The sequence below is a fragment of the Epilithonimonas sp. KH_059 genome, assembly GCF_057838485.1.
The window spans coordinates 2,146,500-2,164,059 of the sequence record NZ_CM174468.1; the positions used below are offsets into that span (position 1 = coordinate 2,146,500).

Annotated in this window: 13 protein-coding genes; all 13 read left to right on the forward strand. The window is 41.2% G+C overall.

All coding sequences use genetic code 11. From position 1 onward, the window contains the following. Positions 1–11 precede the first annotated feature (11 nt). The 13 genes from AC3IRX_RS10160 to AC3IRX_RS10220 all read left to right on the forward strand — a co-directional run bounded on the left by AC3IRX_RS10160 (position 12) and on the right by AC3IRX_RS10220 (position 17,545). Positions 12–782, forward strand: a complete 771-nt coding sequence (locus AC3IRX_RS10160) for a glycogen/starch synthase (RefSeq protein WP_489210154.1) — start codon at positions 12–14, stop codon at positions 780–782. Positions 783–800: 18 nt separating this feature from the next. Further along, positions 801–2,348, forward strand: a complete 1,548-nt coding sequence (locus AC3IRX_RS10165) for a DUF4270 domain-containing protein (RefSeq protein WP_489210155.1) — start codon at positions 801–803, stop codon at positions 2,346–2,348. A 12-nt stretch (positions 2,349–2,360) separates the two neighbouring features. After that, entirely contained in the window at positions 2,361–4,214 is a 1,854-nt protein-coding gene (glmS, locus tag AC3IRX_RS10170; RefSeq protein WP_489210156.1) for a glutamine--fructose-6-phosphate transaminase (isomerizing), read from the forward strand. A gap of 141 nt (positions 4,215–4,355) precedes the next feature. Then, on the forward strand, positions 4,356–5,393 hold the full coding sequence (locus AC3IRX_RS10175) for an NAD(P)/FAD-dependent oxidoreductase (protein ID WP_489210158.1): 1,038 nt from the start codon (positions 4,356–4,358) through the stop codon (positions 5,391–5,393). 12 nt (positions 5,394–5,405) lie between these two features. Next, positions 5,406–6,806, forward strand: a complete 1,401-nt coding sequence (locus AC3IRX_RS10180; protein WP_489210159.1) for an MFS transporter — start codon at positions 5,406–5,408, stop codon at positions 6,804–6,806. Between the two features lie 150 nt (positions 6,807–6,956). After that, positions 6,957–8,471, forward strand: a complete 1,515-nt coding sequence (locus AC3IRX_RS10185; protein WP_489210161.1) for a catalase — start codon at positions 6,957–6,959, stop codon at positions 8,469–8,471. A gap of 309 nt (positions 8,472–8,780) precedes the next feature. Further along, positions 8,781–9,827 carry an Atu2307/SP_0267 family LLM class monooxygenase gene (locus tag AC3IRX_RS10190; RefSeq protein WP_489210163.1) on the forward strand — a complete coding sequence of 349 codons (1,047 nt, stop codon included), beginning with the start codon at positions 8,781–8,783 and terminating at the stop codon, positions 9,825–9,827. Between the two features lie 114 nt (positions 9,828–9,941). After that, entirely contained in the window at positions 9,942–10,841 is a 900-nt protein-coding gene (locus tag AC3IRX_RS10195) for a pirin family protein (protein ID WP_489210164.1), read from the forward strand. Positions 10,842–10,876: 35 nt separating this feature from the next. Beyond that, positions 10,877–11,161, forward strand: coding sequence for a GNAT family N-acetyltransferase (locus tag AC3IRX_RS10200; RefSeq protein WP_489210165.1), 285 nt, complete (start codon positions 10,877–10,879; stop codon positions 11,159–11,161). 175 nt (positions 11,162–11,336) lie between these two features. Further along, positions 11,337–12,539, forward strand: coding sequence for an IS256 family transposase (locus AC3IRX_RS10205; RefSeq protein WP_489208805.1), 1,203 nt, complete (start codon positions 11,337–11,339; stop codon positions 12,537–12,539). 129 nt (positions 12,540–12,668) lie between these two features. After that, positions 12,669–14,930: a cation:proton antiporter domain-containing protein gene (locus AC3IRX_RS10210; RefSeq protein WP_489210167.1), complete on the forward strand. Its 2,262-nt coding sequence runs from the start codon at positions 12,669–12,671 to the stop codon at positions 14,928–14,930. An 80-nt stretch (positions 14,931–15,010) separates the two neighbouring features. Further along, positions 15,011–16,585 carry a sodium:solute symporter gene (locus tag AC3IRX_RS10215; protein WP_489210168.1) on the forward strand — a complete coding sequence of 525 codons (1,575 nt, stop codon included), beginning with the start codon at positions 15,011–15,013 and terminating at the stop codon, positions 16,583–16,585. 108 nt (positions 16,586–16,693) lie between these two features. After that, a complete protein-coding gene (locus AC3IRX_RS10220) occupies positions 16,694–17,545 on the forward strand; it encodes a transketolase (protein ID WP_489210169.1) in 852 nt (283 codons plus the stop codon). Positions 17,546–17,560 lie beyond the last annotated feature (15 nt).

A 17,560-nucleotide genomic window follows, 5' to 3' on the forward strand; every position in this document is an offset into this window, starting at 1 on the left:
AGAAAGAAATTATGCCGAATCAGAAAATTTTATACGTGACCACCGAGATGTTTCCTTATCAAGAGGATAGCAACATGGCGGCCACGGTAAGCAAAATGGCGCTGAAAATGCACCAAGAGGGACATGATGTGCGAGTATTCATGCCACGCTTTGGACAAATCAGTGAGAGGAAATTCCAACTGCATGAAGTCATTCGCTTGTCAGGAATGAATGTAATCATTAACGACCTTGACCAGCCTCTCATCATCAAGGTGGCTTCTTTGCCAGGGGAAAGACTTCAAGTTTATTTTATTGACAACGAAGAGTACTTCAAAAGAAAGCAGCTTTACAGCACCGACGAAGGGGTGCCCTTTGATGACAATGGAGAACGCGCTGTGTTCTTCGCAAGAGGAGTTATTGAGACGATCAAGAAACTCAACTGGGTTCCCGATGTGATCCACATTAACGGTTGGATGTCTTCTTTAATTCCCATCTATTTGAAAAATTTCTACAAAGACGATTATTATTTTAAAGACACTAAAATTGTAATTTCAGTCTATAATGAAGAAGTATTAGAATTAAATTCTTCTATTAAAGAGGTATTGGAATTCGATAAAATTCCGGATTTGTCAGTCGTGAGTGAACCGACGAGCCAGAAATTTGTATTGGATAGCATGGATTTTGCAGATGTCGTGGTGAAAGGAGATGAATTCTTAGAAGCAGACCTTGACAAAGCTTACCAAGCCTCAGAATCTAGCAAGGCTGATTTTGTAGAGGCTGAATCCATTGAAAAAGTATATTAAAATATTTGAACTTAATAAATGACTGAAACTATTAAGAGTATCTTAAAAACTTCTGTATTATTTTTATCCGGAAGTTTTTTACTGTTTAGCTGTGAAGCCGAAGCCGACGATTTAGGCTCGCAATTTTTTGACGATACAGCCGCCAAAGGAATTACAAAGTCTTTTGACGTGATCGCATACAATATTAGCAACCAAGATTCCATCAGAACTGATGCCACCCGTATCACAAGCGCGACGCTTGGAGCATTTAAGGAAGGACAATTCGGGATGCAGCGCTCCAGTTATGTAACGCAAGCAAGACTTTCGAATTACAACCCAACTTTTGGTACGAAAGCGGTAATCGATTCGGTTGTGCTAGAGGTTAGACCCGTATTTCCAGTGGATTCGGTAAAAACCACCACAGACGAGGAATATGTTTTCCCAGACGGGAATGTAAAGGCCAAAAGGGTCGTCTCCACCTATCCTATCCGACTTTATGGAAATGAAAGTGCGACGATGACGTTGAACGTGCACGAGGTGACTGACTTTTTAGGGGCTAGTAGTGACAAAGTTTCTTCCCGAAAAGCGGTGGGAACTGGAGCATTGCTTGGATCCAAGACTATCAAAAGTACAGTAAGTGCAATTGATGTAACCAAGGACGAAGATGGTTCGGCTCTATACAAAAGAGAAGCAAGAATTCGAGTGCCTTTGGATAAAACGTATTTTGCAAATAAAATTTTCGCGAAAGAAGGACAAGCGGAACTTTCCGATGCCTCCAACTTTATTCGTTATTTTAAAGGGGTTAAGTTATCCGTAGCGGAGTCTACTGGATTTATCATGAACATTACACCTGCCGATACGCAGATTATTATCTATTACAGTAACGAACTAACGACCGATGGGAAGACAGAGCGTCGCAAAACGACTTTCCCTCTCGCTTTGGGTACAGAGAACGCAAGGTTTAACCTAATTGAAACGGATCGTGCGGGAACTCCTTCACTAGCGTACAATGGGACTTCTTCTCCGAACATTCAAACAGGAGATCCTCTGCTATACCCTCAAGGTATGGGAGGAGCCAATGTAGGAATTAAATTAAGCGCTGAAAGTCTTTCTCAGATTCGTGAGCTTTACAAAGAAAACAAGATTAATATTCTCTCGGCTAAAGTGAGACTCTACACGGACGTATCAAGTTGGAATAACGACCTAACGAAGCCCAATATGTTTACGGCTAGTTATTACAACCCTAGTACGGGGAAGGCGGATCTCTCCACTTTTCTAAAAGAGGTGAGTGCATTTTCAGGACTTGGAGCTTTGTTTAATTTAGTAAAAGGAGCGGATTTAGATAAAAATCCGGCTTACTATGACTTAACTATTACGCAAACCTTGAAAGATATCATTGAAAAATCAGACGAGGTGAAGGACATTTCCTTAGCGGTTGGAGATTATGAAATTAACAATTCAAATGGGAGTCTTTTAGGACCCACCTTCACTTCAAGAGCGTATACCCCTTACCGAGTGGTCCTTGTGGGTAGCAATCCTTCTAGTGCGAAGCGTGCTCAATTAAATATTATTTACTCAACTAAATAACCCGTATCTATTATGTGTGGAATTGTAGGATATACAGGCTTTCAAGATGCCTATGACGTAGTGATTAATGGTCTACGTCGATTAGAGTACAGAGGGTACGACAGTGCCGGAATTGTACTGGACGGAATAGGAACTGATTTTAGCATTGCGAAAACCAAAGGAAAAGTAGAGGACCTGGTTGCAATTTCTTCGGAATTGCAAGGAAAGGCTCATGTAGGGATGGGACATACGCGTTGGGCTACCCATGGGGTGCCGAGCGATCGGAATTCGCATCCGCATATTTCCAACAATGGAAAAATTGCGCTGGTTCACAACGGAATTATCGAAAACTACGATACCCTGCGTACCATGCTCACGGAAAAAGGATTTACTTTCCATTCGGAAACTGATACGGAAGTACTTGTAAACCTGATCCAATACTTCATGGATATTAACAAGGAGTACGATTTGGCAACTTCAATTCGTTATGCATTAAACGAAGTGTATGGAGCCTACGCAATTACGGTGATGCATGACGATTATCCAGGATTGCTAGTTGTAGCGAGACTAGGATCTCCTCTAGCGATCGGACTTGGAGAAAAAGAATTTTTTATTGCTTCCGACGCCTCTCCATTCATTGAGTTTACGAAGGAAGCCATCTATTTGGAAGAAGGCCACATGGCTACCATTTCGTTAGAGAAAGGAGTAGAAATTAGAAGCATTGCAGACAATTCCATTATCGATCCTGCAGTTCAAGAGCTTAAATTAAGCTTAGAGCAAATCGAGAAAGGAGGCTATGAGCATTTCATGCTGAAAGAAATTTTCGAACAGCCTAAATCGATTCAAGATACCATGAGAGGACGTCTCCTTGTAGACGAAGGAATCATTAAAATGGCAGGGATTTGGGATCATGTAGAACGTTTCAACAACGCCAACCGAATTATCATTATTGCTTGTGGAACTTCCTGGCATGCTGGACTGGTAGGAGAGTATTTGATCGAAGAGTTCGCACGCGTTCCCGTAGAAGTAGAGTACGCCTCTGAATTCCGTTACCGAAATCCAATCCTTACGGAAAAAGACGTGGTGATCGCGATTTCACAATCGGGTGAAACCGCCGATACGATGGCGGCTTTAAAACTTGCAAAAGAAAAAGGTGCATTTATCTATGGAATTTGTAATGTAGTGGATTCTTCAATTGCAAGAATTACGGACGCAGGTTCTTATACCCATGCAGGTCCAGAGATTGGAGTCGCATCAACCAAAGCCTTTACAGCTCAACTTACAGTACTTTCCCTAATTGCACTTAAATTAGGTAAACACAATGGGAACTTAAGCAACCAAGAATTCATGAGACTTATTACGGAATTGGAACAAATTCCTAAGAAGATTGAAGAAGTTCTTGAGCTTACCCATGACCATGTGAAAGAAATTTCTAAGAGTTATGTCGATGCGACCAACTTCCTTTATTTAGGTCGTGGATACAATTACCCGTCCGCTTTAGAGGGAGCTCTAAAACTGAAAGAAATTTCCTACATCCACGCAGAAGGATATCCGGCTGCCGAGATGAAGCACGGTCCGATTGCCTTGATTGACGAGAATATGCCGATTGTGATTATTGCTCCTAAGAAAGGGCATTATGACAAGATTGTAAGCAACGTACAAGAAATTAAAGCGAGAAAAGGACAAGTAATTGCAGTGGTTAACAAAGGAGATGTTCAAGTGGCGAGCGTTGCAGACCACGTGATTGAAATTCCGGAAACTTCGGAATGCTTTTCTCCAATTGTAGCGGCGGTACCGCTTCAACTATTATCGTACTATATAGCTGTTTATCGTGGAGCGAACGTGGATCAACCCCGAAACTTAGCTAAATCTGTAACGGTAGAATAAAGACTAATTTTTTTTAAGTTCGCTTGCCTAAAAGCAAACTAAACTAGAATAAAAGCCACTCCGTTTTGAGTGGCTTTCTGTATTTGTAAAAGAAGCGTAGGGAGTTCCTAATAGTCACTGCTTCTAAATTAAAGAATCCTTATGAAAGAAATTGAGTATTTGATCGTTGGAGATGGGTACGGAGCCCTTTTTTTTGCGCATCAACTTTTGAAACATGAAAAATCTTTTTTGCTTTTTTCAGAAGGTAAAAAAAGTGCCTCTCATGTTTCAGCTGGAATTGTGAATCCAGTCGTATTGAAAAAGTTTACCACCTTTGATCGGGCGATGGAGCAAATTGAGGCGCTTCATCAAACCCTTGAAGAGATGGAAGCCTATACAGGGGTTAATTACTTTGTCGACGAGCCCATTTCTCGAATCTTTCACGACCAAAAAGAGCGAGAGCTTTGGGAGCGAAAGGCACTTGACCCCCTTCTTGCTCAATTTCTAAGCCTCGAATTTGGTAAGCTCGATGGGCTTTTAAATCCTTTTGGTGTGGGAAAAGTAAACCACTCTGGTCGCATTCGGGTGGAAGTCTTCTTCTCAGATTTAAGGAAAGTTTTACAAGGAAAGAATGCACTAGTAGAAGAGCGGTTTGACTATGGGAGACTAAATCCAGTAGATAAGACTTATCGGGACATACCTTACAAATATGTCGTCTTTGCGGAAGGGATGGGAGTGAAAGAAAACCCTTATTTTGAGCACATTCCTGTGAATCCCAACAAAGGTCACCAAATCAATGTTGAGCTGAAAGACTTGGAATCTCTATCGGTGGTGGTGAAAAAGAAGCATTTTTTATTTTTATCGGAGAAGAATCGCTTTTATTATGGGGGAACCTACGATCGGCATTCAGAGAGTTTAGAAGTCGAACCAAGCGCGATTGAGCAGCTCACCAAAGGACTTTCTGAATTCTATGAAGGTTCCATTCTTTCTGTGGATCCTCATTTTGGATTTCGTCCTACGGTAAAAGACCGTAGACCAATTCTTGGCGGACACAAAGATCATACGGGTTTGTTTGTACTCAATGGACTGGGAGCCCGAGGGGTTTTGAATGGAAATTTCTATGCAAAGCAGTTATTTGACCATATTGACAAAGAAAGTGCACTCTCTTTTGAAGTGGATTTGAAAAGGTTCGATTTTTGATACCTAACGACTATGCCCACATTGGATAGGGTCACACCGACCACGAAGAAGGTACTTCCGTTTATACTTGCCACTGCGATTTTTATGCAGATGCTGGATTCTACCATTCTAAACACATCGCTTAACTCAATTGCGATCGATCTAAACGAATCGCCTTTGCATATGCAAAATGCGATTATTAGTTATGTCTTAACCCTAGCGATCTTCATGCCTGTGAGTGGGTATTTGGCGGATCGTTTTGGAACCCGAAAGGTATTTGTATTTGCCATTGTTCTGTTTGCCTTGGGGTCGGTCTTTTGTGCGGTTTCCCAATCGTTAAACCAATTGGTCATCTCAAGAATTGTGCAAGGACTAGGGGGTTCGCTAATGACGCCTGTGGGGCGCCTTGCCTTAATTAAAACCTATGAAAAGAATGAGTTACTCAAGGCTTTAAACTATGCCGTCATTCCAGCCTTAATTGGTCCGATTCTAGGTCCGCTCGTGGGTGGGTATTTCGTGGATTATTTGTCTTGGCATTGGATCTTTCTAATTAACATTCCTATTGGAGTGCTAGGGGTGATACTTGGGCTTAAATACATGCCTGATTTTAAAAGCGTGGGAGGACATTTTGACCTCAAAGGCTTTTTAATCTTCGGCGCGGCCTCACTGCTTTTGTCCATCTCCCTAGAACTGTTTGGAACCCTACAGAACATTACGCCCGTTTTGCTGATTGGCATTCTCGGTTTTTTGATGTTTTATTTTTACTATAAGCATGCGATAAAAACGCCTGATCCTATCTTTCCTATGGATCTTTTTCAAATTCGAACGTTTCGCATTGGTGTGGTCGGAAATCTTGCTACTCGATTAGGAATTAGCGCGATTCCCTTGTTGGTTCCCTTGCTCGTGCAGATTGCCTACGGGGAGAGTGCAGTCGTTTCGGGATGGATTATTGCACCGATGGCTCTAACGGCCATGTTTGGAAAATCTGCCGTTCTTCGAATCTTAAATAAAATGGGCTATCGTAAAACCCTTCGTATCAATACAATCATTATCGGAATCTTAATCATGGCGCTGGCGATTCCTTCTATTACGGATTCGATTTACTGGTTTATTCCCCTGTTGGCCTTGTTAGGATTCTTTAATTCCATTCAATTCACCTCAATGAGTACCATTTCTTTAGCCGATTTAAGGGAAAGTCATACGAGTAGTGGAAATTCGCTTTTAGCCGTAAACCAACAACTTGCGATTGGATTCGGGATTGCCTTTGGTCTGCTAGTGCTTCGCTTTTTTCAGCAAAATATAAGTGTAGAAGGGGAAAACATTCATCTAGCCTTTCGCTACACGTTCTTATTTGTAGGACTATTAACGGTGATTATGGGGGGCGTTTTTAGGCGTCTGCATATTCTCGATGGTAATAATCTTCGCACCGAATAGTTAAAAAGAAGGGACCCCGCTCCCAATTCGTAAATTTTCCATACTTTTAATAGCAAATTCAACGGTGCCAATATTGATTCTATCAATCGTGATAGAGTGTTTTGATATGTAATATCTAATTACCTTTACTTAAACTTAAAAAGCGAGATTATGGAAGACAAAAACAAGAAACTAACGCGACAAACCGGTGCACCCGTACCCGACAATCAAAATGTAATGACTGCTGGGGCTAGAGGACCCATGCTTATGCAGGATTATTGGTTTTTAGAAAAGATGGCCAACTTTGATCGCGAAGTAATTCCAGAAAGAAGGATGCACGCAAAAGGTTCAGGTGCCTTTGGTACCTTTACCGTGACCCACGATATTTCTCAGTATTCAAAAGCCAGTATTTTCGGTGAGATAGGTAAGAAAACGGATATGTTTGCACGTTTCTCCACCGTGGCAGGAGAAAGAGGCGCAGCGGATGCAGAACGTGATATTCGTGGATTTGCTCTTAAATTTTACACGGACGAAGGAATTTGGGATTTGGTTGGAAACAACACGCCTGTCTTCTTTTTCCGGGATCCGATGAAATTTCCAGATTTAAATCATGCCGTGAAGAGAGATCCTAGAACGAACATGAGAAGTGCCAATGCGAATTGGGATTTCTGGACTTTACTTCCAGAGTCACTTCACCAGGTAACCATCGTAATGAGTGATCGTGGAATTCCCAATGGATTTAGACATATGCATGGATTTGGTAGTCATACCTACAGCTTCATCAATAAAGACAATGTCAGACACTGGGTTAAATTCCATTTCCGTACACAACAGGAAATTGAAAACCTAACGGATCAGGAGGCTGCTAACCTAATTGGGAATGACCGTGAATCATCACAAAGAGATTTGCTTGAAGCCATTGACCGAGGGGATTTTCCAAAATGGAAATTGTTTGTACAGATCATGTCAGAAGAAGAGGCGAAAACGTACCGTTTTCACCCGTTCGATCTAACCAAAGTATGGTCGAAAAAAGACTTTCCTCTAATTCCGGTCGGAGAATTTGAGTTAAACCGCAACCCAGAGAATTATTTTCAAGACGTGGAACAAGCGGCATTTAATCCAACGAATATTGTTCCTGGAATTGGATTCTCTCCAGACAAAATGCTCCAAGGTCGTCTCTTTTCCTATGGAGATGCGCAGCGCTATCGTTTAGGAGTAAACCATTACCAAATTCCTGTAAATAAACCCAAATGCCCATACCATGCATTCCATCGCGATGGAGCCATGCGTGTAGACGGGAATTATGGATCCACACTTCATTACAACCCGAATAGTTACGGGGAGTGGCAAGAAGATCCTTCTGCAAAAGAACCCCCTTTAGAGTTAAGTGGAGATGCGTACGCACACAACTTCAGAGACGACGATGAGGATTACTTTACGCAGCCTGGAGATCTGTTCCGAATCATTAAAGCAGACGGCAAAGCTGAGGTTCTCTTTAATAACACGGCAGCTCAAGTGGGTGGCGCAGAGAAGTTTATTCAAATCCGTCACATTCGTAACTGCTACAAAGCAGACCCTGAATACGGTACAGGCGTTGCAAATGCCTTAGGTCTTACGATGGATGAAGTCGATTCTTTTGATATGACACCGTACGACAAGTGGGCCCCAAAACCTACAGAGAAGTAAGCTTCATTAAATCTAAATCTTACGCGTTCCGCTTTTTAAAGCGGAACGTTTTTTTGTTTATTTGAGCGTAGAGGGGTTCGTTTTCAGGATGTTGGAAGAGGTTTGCTAAGAGAAGTTTTGAAAATGGCCTTGGGTGGGGATGTTTGACCCTCTGTTTTATTTGGGGGGATAGTTCTTATCCTAGGTCAAGCTTTTTTTAGTCAATAATGTCTATTTTTGAATAGTCGAATTGGTTCTATCTGTAGGAATCTAAAAGTGGTAAGAGCAGTTCGCTAGTTTAACAATTGAAATAATAGAAAATCCATCCTTATGAAGACAGTAGAATTTGGTCTAATGACCTTTGCCGACATGAAGCCCGAATCCAGTCCTAATGGCGGAGAAAATGCACACCAACGAATTCAAAACTTACTCGACGAAATCGTCCTTGCCGATAAGTTAGGCATTGATGTATTTGGTTTGGGAGAACACCATCGCGAGGATTATGCGGTATCTTCTCCGACCACCGTATTGGCTGCTGCGGCGGCGCTAACCTCTAACATTAAACTCTCAAGTGGAGTGACGGTTCTCAGTTCAGAGGATCCTGTTCGAGTGTACCAGCAATTTGCGACGGTTGATCTCATTTCGGGAGGACGCGCTGAAATAATGGCAGGTAGAGGTTCTTTCACGGAGAGTTTTCCACTCTTCGGATACGATCTTGCGAACTATAATGAGCTGTTTGAAGAAAAACTAGATTTATTACTTAAGATTAATCAAAGTCCGATGGTGACCTGGAGTGGCACGCAGCGAAAGAGTCTTTCGAATTTAGGCGTTTACCCTAGAGCGTTAAAAGGGGAGATTCCGATTTGGATTGCGGCTGGCGGGACCCCGAGTTCTGCCTTAAGAGCAGCGAAATTAAAACTGCCTTTGATGCTAGCTATTATTGGAGGAATGCCTCAAAACTTTGTTCCTTTCGTGGATTATTACAAAAAATCAGCGCTGGAAAGTGGAACAAAGTCCGAGGATTTGCAAGTCGGTATTAACAACCACGTGTTTATTGGCGAGGACGATGATAAAATTGTAAAAGAATTCTTTCCTTATTATGCACAAATGATGGATCGTGTCGGAAAATCAAGAGGTTGGCAACCCATGAGCCGAGAGCAATTTGAATTTATGCGAAGCGATCAAGGATCCTTGATGGTCGGAAGTGTTGAGAAGGTAGTAGACAAATTGGTCTATGAATACCAATTGTTTGGCTTTACGAGATTCTTTGCGCAGGCTTCTTTAGGGTTTGTACCGCATGAACTCACTCTAAAATCCATTGAACTCTTTGCTACACAAGTGATTCCGGAATTTAAGCGTCGGGTGAACCTCGCTTAATGTTTTTTCCCGTGAGTACATCGGATAATTAGTATCTTAGTTGCGTCAAGAGGGTTTTGAAACCGATTATGTAGGGTTTCCTACGTTTAAATTTTAATATAAAAATAGAATATCATGTCAAACATTGGACTAATAATAGAAGAAAAGGCAGCCGATATTGGTAATTTTTTAGTGGGAAGGCTTTTGCCTTTTCGAGAGAAGCGCGCCGTTGGCCCCTTTGTGTTTATAGATCATATGGGACCTGCAAATTTGAGTGAATACCAAAATCTTGACGTGGGTCCGCACCCTCATATTGGACTTTCCACATTAACGTATTTAATGGAAGGCTCTATTCTGCATCGCGATAGTTTGGGAAGTGATATGGAAATTACTCCTGGTGCTGTCAATTGGATGACAGCAGGAAAAGGCGTGGTTCATTCCGAGCGTACTCCGGAATACTTGAGGCATTCCGAGAAGAAATTACACGGGTTTCAAATCTGGGTAGGGCTTCCTAATGACAAGGAACAAATGCAGCCAGAATTTAGTCATACGGTAGCGAGTGAGATTCCTTCCTGGACACAAGACGGTGCCGATTTTAAATTGATTGCAGGAGATGCGTTTGGACGAAAATCTCCAGTCCCTGTGTACAGTCCATTGTATTTTATTGAAATCAAATCCAAAGAGAAAGTCAAACTTGATATCGGTGAGCAGTTGTTTGGGGAAGTAGGGATGTATGTCGTAGAAGGCAGTGTTCACCTTGATTCCCAGCAAATGGGCACGAAACAGCTCATCATTGCCAAAAATGCAACCCTTTGTGAATTTGAAATGGAGCCCGGTACGACAATCCTTCTTTTTGGAGGAGAGCCCTTTCCAGAGGAGAGATACATTTTTTGGAATTTTGTGAACTCAGACAAAGCGGTCATTGACCAGGCAAAAGTGGATTGGCATGAGCAGAACAAGGAGGCGTTTCCCTCCGTGGTGGGAGACGATGGAGACCCCGTACCTTTGCCCAAGTCGATTTTAAAGAACCGATAAATTCAATTCAACTATAAATTCAAAAATTTTTTATAATGGTAGAAATCAAACAACAAAACAACGAAAAAAATGGCATCTTTGAAATCTTTTACGAAGGCGAGAGAGCAGGAGAGATGACCTATACGTGGGCAGGTAGTGATAAATTTATCATTGACCATACGGAAGTGGACTCTAAATTTGGCGGGAAAGGTCTTGCCAAGCAACTTGTGGTTGCAGGGGTGAACTTCGCAAGAGAAAAAGGAGTGAAAGTAATTCCTTTATGTCCTTACGCAAAAGCGACCATTGAAAAAAATGCCGATTTGCAAGACGTTTTGTCCTAAGTATACGTGAAATAGTAGTTTGAAAAGTGCCGAAAAATCATTAAATTTGTGAAAATTGGAGGTAGTGTTTCACTAACTGTGTAAGTTGAAAAGTTATTCTGAAAAATTTTGAGTCCTTAAAAACTCAAAACTTTTTCGGAAATAACTTTTTACTATTTTTAAACTTTATACAGTTATGATTGACAAAGAAGAATTATTAAACAACAAGGATTTTTACAAATCCTTCAAGAACAGCGAAGATCTTACCTCGTTCTTCAAAACAATGCACAAACGAGCCGTAGAACATATGCTCGAAGCAGAACTAGATGACCATCTAGATACTAATAAACATCAGAAAACGAAAGACGGCAACTATCGCAATGGTCATCAGAGTAAGAAGATAAAAACCTCTTTTGGCGAAGATGAAATTAAAGTTCCGCGTGATCGACAAAGTACTTTTGAGCCGATGATAGTTCCCAAAAGGCACAATATTATTGATGGTTTAGAAAATATTATAATATCATTTTACGCCAAAGGAATGAGTGTGAGTGATATTGAAGAACAAATCAAGGACATGTATGATTTTGATGTCTCAACCTCAACAATCTCCAGGATCACCAATGCTGTTTCCAGTGAAATTGTCGCTTGGCAAAATCGACCTTTAGAGGATTTATACCTTATTGTTTGGATGGATGGAATCGTTTTTAAAGTTCGTGAGAACTCTAAAGTCATCAATAAAACCATCTATCTTGCTGTGGGTCTGCGACGTGACGGAAAGAAAGAAGTTCTAGGAATGTGGCTAGGGAAGAGTGAAAGCTCCAGTTTTTGGATGAGCGTGTTAACCGATATGAAAGCACGTGGCGTGGAAGACATACTTATCACTGCAACGGATAACCTTAATGGATTCACCCAGACTATTCGCAGTGTGTTCCCCCAATCGCAAACTCAAATTTGCGTAGTTCATCAAATTAGAAATGCTTGCAAATATGTGGTTTGGAAGGACAGGAAAGCCTTTACTTCCGATATGAAACATATCTACAACGCACCCACAAAACAAGCCGCAGAAGCCGCTTTAAATGATTTTGCAGAAAAATGGGAATCTAAATATTCCTATGCAATTAAGTCCTGGAGAGATAATTGGGATGAATTAACCGTGTTTTTTGAATTCCCTGTTGAAATCCGAAAAATCATTTACACCACAAATTTAATCGAAAATCTCAATGGAAAAATAAGAAAATACACCAAAAATAAAATGTCCTTTCCTACGGATGATGCAGTTTTAAAGTCAGTTTTCCTCGCCTTAAGAGAAGCAACAAAAAAATGGACAATGCCTATTAGAGATTGGGGTATCGTACTCAATCAATTTATGCTTATATTTGAAGATAGGCTTAAATTATAAATCTCAAGCCAATACTTTTCAACTTACACACTTTTTGGGATAGTGTCAAATTGGAAAAAACGGAAGGAATCTTGCGTTTGAATTCTTTTCCTATTTTTCAATCTTTCAACTTCAAACTTAAAATCTCCCATGGCTCATTTACCTGAACTTATTACCGACCTTGCCTTAATACTTTTGGTGGGTGCGTTTGTTACGCTTCTGTTTAGAAAAATAAAGCAGCCCCTTGTCCTAGGTTATATTATTGCGGGATTCCTAGTAGGCCCTCACTTTAATTTAGTGCCTACGGTTGTAGACGAAGCAAATATTGATACGTTTGCTGAAATCGGTGTGATCATGCTTTTGTTTAGTCTGGGTCTGGAATTTAGTTTTAAAAAGCTAATGAGCGTGGGAGGATCCGCCTCGATCACCGCTGTGGTTGAGATTCTTTTCATTGGTCTTGGAGGGTATTTGACCGGTTATTTCTTAGGTTGGAACCAAATGGATAGCCTCTTTTTAGGAGGTATGCTTGCCTCTTCTTCGACGACCATTATCTTAAAAGCGTTTGATGAACTCAATTTAAAGACAAAGCAATTTGCTCAAATTGTCTTTGGAGTTCTGATTGTGGAAGATATCATTGTGATCTTATTGATGGTTTTACTTTCCACTGTGGCGGTAACGCAACAGTTTGAAGGATCTGAAATTGTGTTCACGATTTTAAAACTTCTTTTCTTCCTAGTGCTTTGGTTCTTGGTGGGTATATATTTGCTGCCTAGTTTCCTTAAGCGCGCCAAAAAACTATTTGATGAAGAGACGACCATTATTTTTGCCGTTGGGCTCTGTTTTGGGATGGTCATTTTAGCTACTCAGGTTGGGTTCTCTGCAGAACTTGGAGCCTTTGTTATGGGGTCGATCATCGCAGAAACCACCATGGCTGAGAAAGTAGAGCACGTGACTAGACCGATCAAACAACTTTTTGGAACCGTATTTTTTGTCTCTGTAGGGATGATGATTGATCCGCAAGCGATTGTGGAGCATGCTCTTCCGATTGTTGCCATTACCCTTCTCACGCTAGTGGGTAAGTTCTTCTTTAGTGCGCTGGGAGCTCTTATTTCAGGGCAGCCTCTCAAACAATCTATTCAGATCGGGATGAGTATGGCCCAAATTGGTGAATTTGCCTTCATTGTGGCCACTCTAGGGCTTTCTCTGGGGGTGATTTCAGAGTTTCTATTCCCAATTGCAGTGGGTGTATCGGCCATTACCACCTTTACCACCCCGTACATGATGAAACTCGCGGATCCTTTCTACGATTGGATCATGAGAAGCTTGCCTGCAAAATGGGTGGAGCGAATCGAGAATTATTCTCGAGAAACGGAAAAAATGAATGCCAATCCAAAATGGCAGAACATCACGAAAGAATATCTGAGAATCATTTTGGTGAATACCATTATTCTAATCGCTATTATTCTGGTTTTCCGTTTTACAATCATCCCACTGGTAAACCAAAATGTGGCGGATCCTTTGTACCAAAATACGATCGTGATTGGTCTGGCAACTCTTGTTTCCGCACCGTTCTTGTCTGCGATTTTGACCAAGCAACCTAAGAGTGCGAATACTACGGATTTAAATTCTACGATTGTGGTTGCGCTTAACGTGATACGATTCCTTCTGGGTGTCTTCTTAATTGGGCTCTTCGTGGATCAGTTAACCTCGACAAAGTATGCGATTTTGGTTGCACTTCCTTTGGTTCTGCTATTGCTTTGGTTCTTTTCTCAAAGAATTCAATCCATTTATCAGAAGATCGAAAAGCAATTCATTAGTAACTTTAATGAACGTGAGACGCAAGATTACTTGAAAAACAAAACGTTTTACGATATCAAGCAGAAAAACTTAGAGTTCAAAGAAAAATTAAAAACTTGGGATGCGCACATCGCTGTGATGGAAGTGCACCCTCTTGCCAAATTCATAGGGATTAAACTCAAAGAGTTATGCTGGAAAGAAAAATACGGAATTAACGTCGTGTACATTCGACGTGGAGAAACCTTAATCAACCTACCGGGACGAGACAATCGTTTGCTTCCTTACGACAAAGTGGGGATTCTAGGGACGGATGAGCAGTTTCAAAATTTTAAAGAAATCTTTGACGAAAAATACGAAGAACTTGCTGATTTTGATGTGGATGACATTGCGCTTAAGAAAATTTTAATTACCGGATCTTGTAAGTATGTGGGTAAGAGCATTCGGGAATCCAAAATTAGAGAAGATCTTATTGGGCAAGTGGTCGGAATGGAAAGGGAGGATGAGCGTATCTTGAATCCTGATTCGTCTCAAATTATCCGGGAAAATGACATGCTTTGGATGGTTGGAAATATTAAGAAGCTAAGAGAATTCATTCAGAAAAGTGCAAATTCATAATACCCTTAAGGGATATTCTTTTGTGAGTGTGCTTTAGAAGTGGGTAAAAAAACTATATTTGCTTCTCTAATTTCTATTGCATGAATCCAAGTATCGTTCTACTGAGTTTTGTTTTCGCCTATTTTATTGGTCTTCTGGTAATCTCGTATTTTACCAGTAGAAATTCAGACAACCAATCGTTTTTCATAGGAAATAGAAAAAGTAAGTGGTGGCTGGTGGCCTTTGGAATGATAGGCACGTCCCTCAGTGGTGTTACGTTTATCTCCGTTCCTGGAACGGTTGGAAAGATGACCTCTGGAGATTACGCGTTCGGTGGCTTTGAATACTATATGATGGTCATTGGGTTTTTCATTGGCTATTTCATTGTCGCTTTTATTCTGCTTCCCCTTTATTATAAGATGAACCTAACTTCCATTTACACCTATTTGGGACGAAGGTTTAATGTGGAGGCGCACAAGATAGGATCTATATTTTTCATCGTATCACGATCCATCGGGGCCACAGCAAGGCTTTATTTGGTCGTGAATGTGCTACAAATTTTTCTACTCTCCCCATTAGGGGTTCCTTTTTGGGTGACTTCGGCCGTGATCCTATTCATGGTTTTACTGTACACCTTTGAGGGTGGGGTGAAAACGATTGTGATTACCGATACGCTTCAGACTACCTTTATGATTGTAAGTTTAATTGCTTGCATTGTCTTTATTCTCTCCTCACTAGATTTAACGGCCACACAGGCTTACACACAGTTAGCCGATCAACAGTTCACACATTTGATTAATACGGATGTGAACTCGAAGACCTATTTTCTTAAAACGGTCGTAGGGGGTATGTTTATTACCATTGCAATGACGGGGCTTGATCAGGAAATGATGCAGAAAAACATTTCTGTAGACAATTTGCATAATTCCAAAAAGAACATGCTCACCTTTGCAGGAACCCTGCTATTTGTGAATCTAGCCTTTCTTTTCTTAGGGGGACTACTTTATTTGTTTGCGATGGAGAATGGAGCTGTATATCAGCAGATCACCCAGGTGATTGAAGGGAAAGAGAGTCTAGTGAATGTGTTTGGTTTTCCCGACGCAAGCGGTTCGATTACCAATATCATGGGAGACGATTTGTTTCCTGCACTTTCCCTTAACGGCTACTTTCCACTTGTAATTTCGGTTGTGTTTATTATCGGTTTGGTGTCTGCACTTTTTCCCTCTGCGGATGGAGCGCTTACGGCCGTGACCAGTTCGTATTGTGTGGATTTACTCCGACTTAATGAGAACGATGCTATGAGCGAGAAACAGAAGAAGAATTTGAGAATTCGTATTCATCTTGTTTTTACCGTGGTGTTTTTCCTTCTCATTATGGGGTTCAAAGCCATCAACGACAAATCAATTGTCTATTTGATTATGGAGGTTGCGGGCTATACCTACGGTCCTCTACTCGGACTCTTTGCTTTTGGTATTTTTACTAAATTATCGATTAACAAAAAAGGAAGAATCCTTGTGGTTACTTTAATTGCTCCCATTCTTACCTACGCAATTAACTACCTTGTGACTCATTTATCCTCCTATCAAATTGGAGTTGAACTCATTGTCATCAACGGGCTTCTTACCTTTATTGGCCTTTGGCTTTGTTCCGATAAAAGTAGGCCTGCAATGCTTTAGATCCCACTTAAGATCTTACTCTCCAAAAGAGGGAGCGATTCTACTTGCATACCCGTTTTTGAAATCCATGAAAAAGACGTAAATTCGCATGCAAGTAAATCTAAAGTAATGAGTAAAAGTATTGAAGAGTTAAAGTCTCTAACCACACAAATCAGAAGGGATATTGTGAGAATGGTTCATGCGGTTAATTCCGGGCACCCAGGAGGTAGCCTTGGCTGCGTGGAGTATTTTACAGCCCTTTATGGTAAAGTATTAAAGTACGAACTGCCTTTCCAAATGGAAGGAAAAAACGAAGACTTATTCTTCTTGTCCAATGGACACATTTCCCCCGTCTTTTATTCGACGCTTGCTAGATTCGGATTCTTTCCGGTCGATGAACTTCGCACGTTTAGAAAGTTAAACTCTAGGCTTCAGGGACACCCGACCACGCATGAAGGACTTCCAGGAGTTCGTGTAGCGTCAGGCTCTCTAGGCCAAGGTCTTTCAGTGGCTGCAGGAGCAGCACTTGCTAAAAAATTGGACGGAGATAAGAGTTTGGTTTATACCCTTCATGGGGACGGAGAACTGCAAGAGGGTCAAATCTGGGAAGCTCTCATGTTTGCAGCTCACCATAAGATTGACAATTTGATTTCTACCATTGACTACAACAACCGTCAAATTGATGGAGACGTAGACGATGTAATGAGCTTGGGAGATCTTCATGCGAAACTATCGGCCTTTAACTGGGAAGTACTTGAAGAGAAAAATGGAAATGATCTCGAAAGTGTGATGGCGATACTAGAAAAGGCAAAATCCTTAACCGGCAACGGAAAACCCGTGGTTATTATCTTGCACACGGAAATGGGTCAAGGAATCGACTACATGATGGGTTCACATTCTTGGCACGGGAAGGCTCCAAACGACGAGCAGTTGGATTCCGGACTTAAGCAGTTGTATCTAGAGGCACCAAGTGATTATTAATAGCAAAGTAGAAGA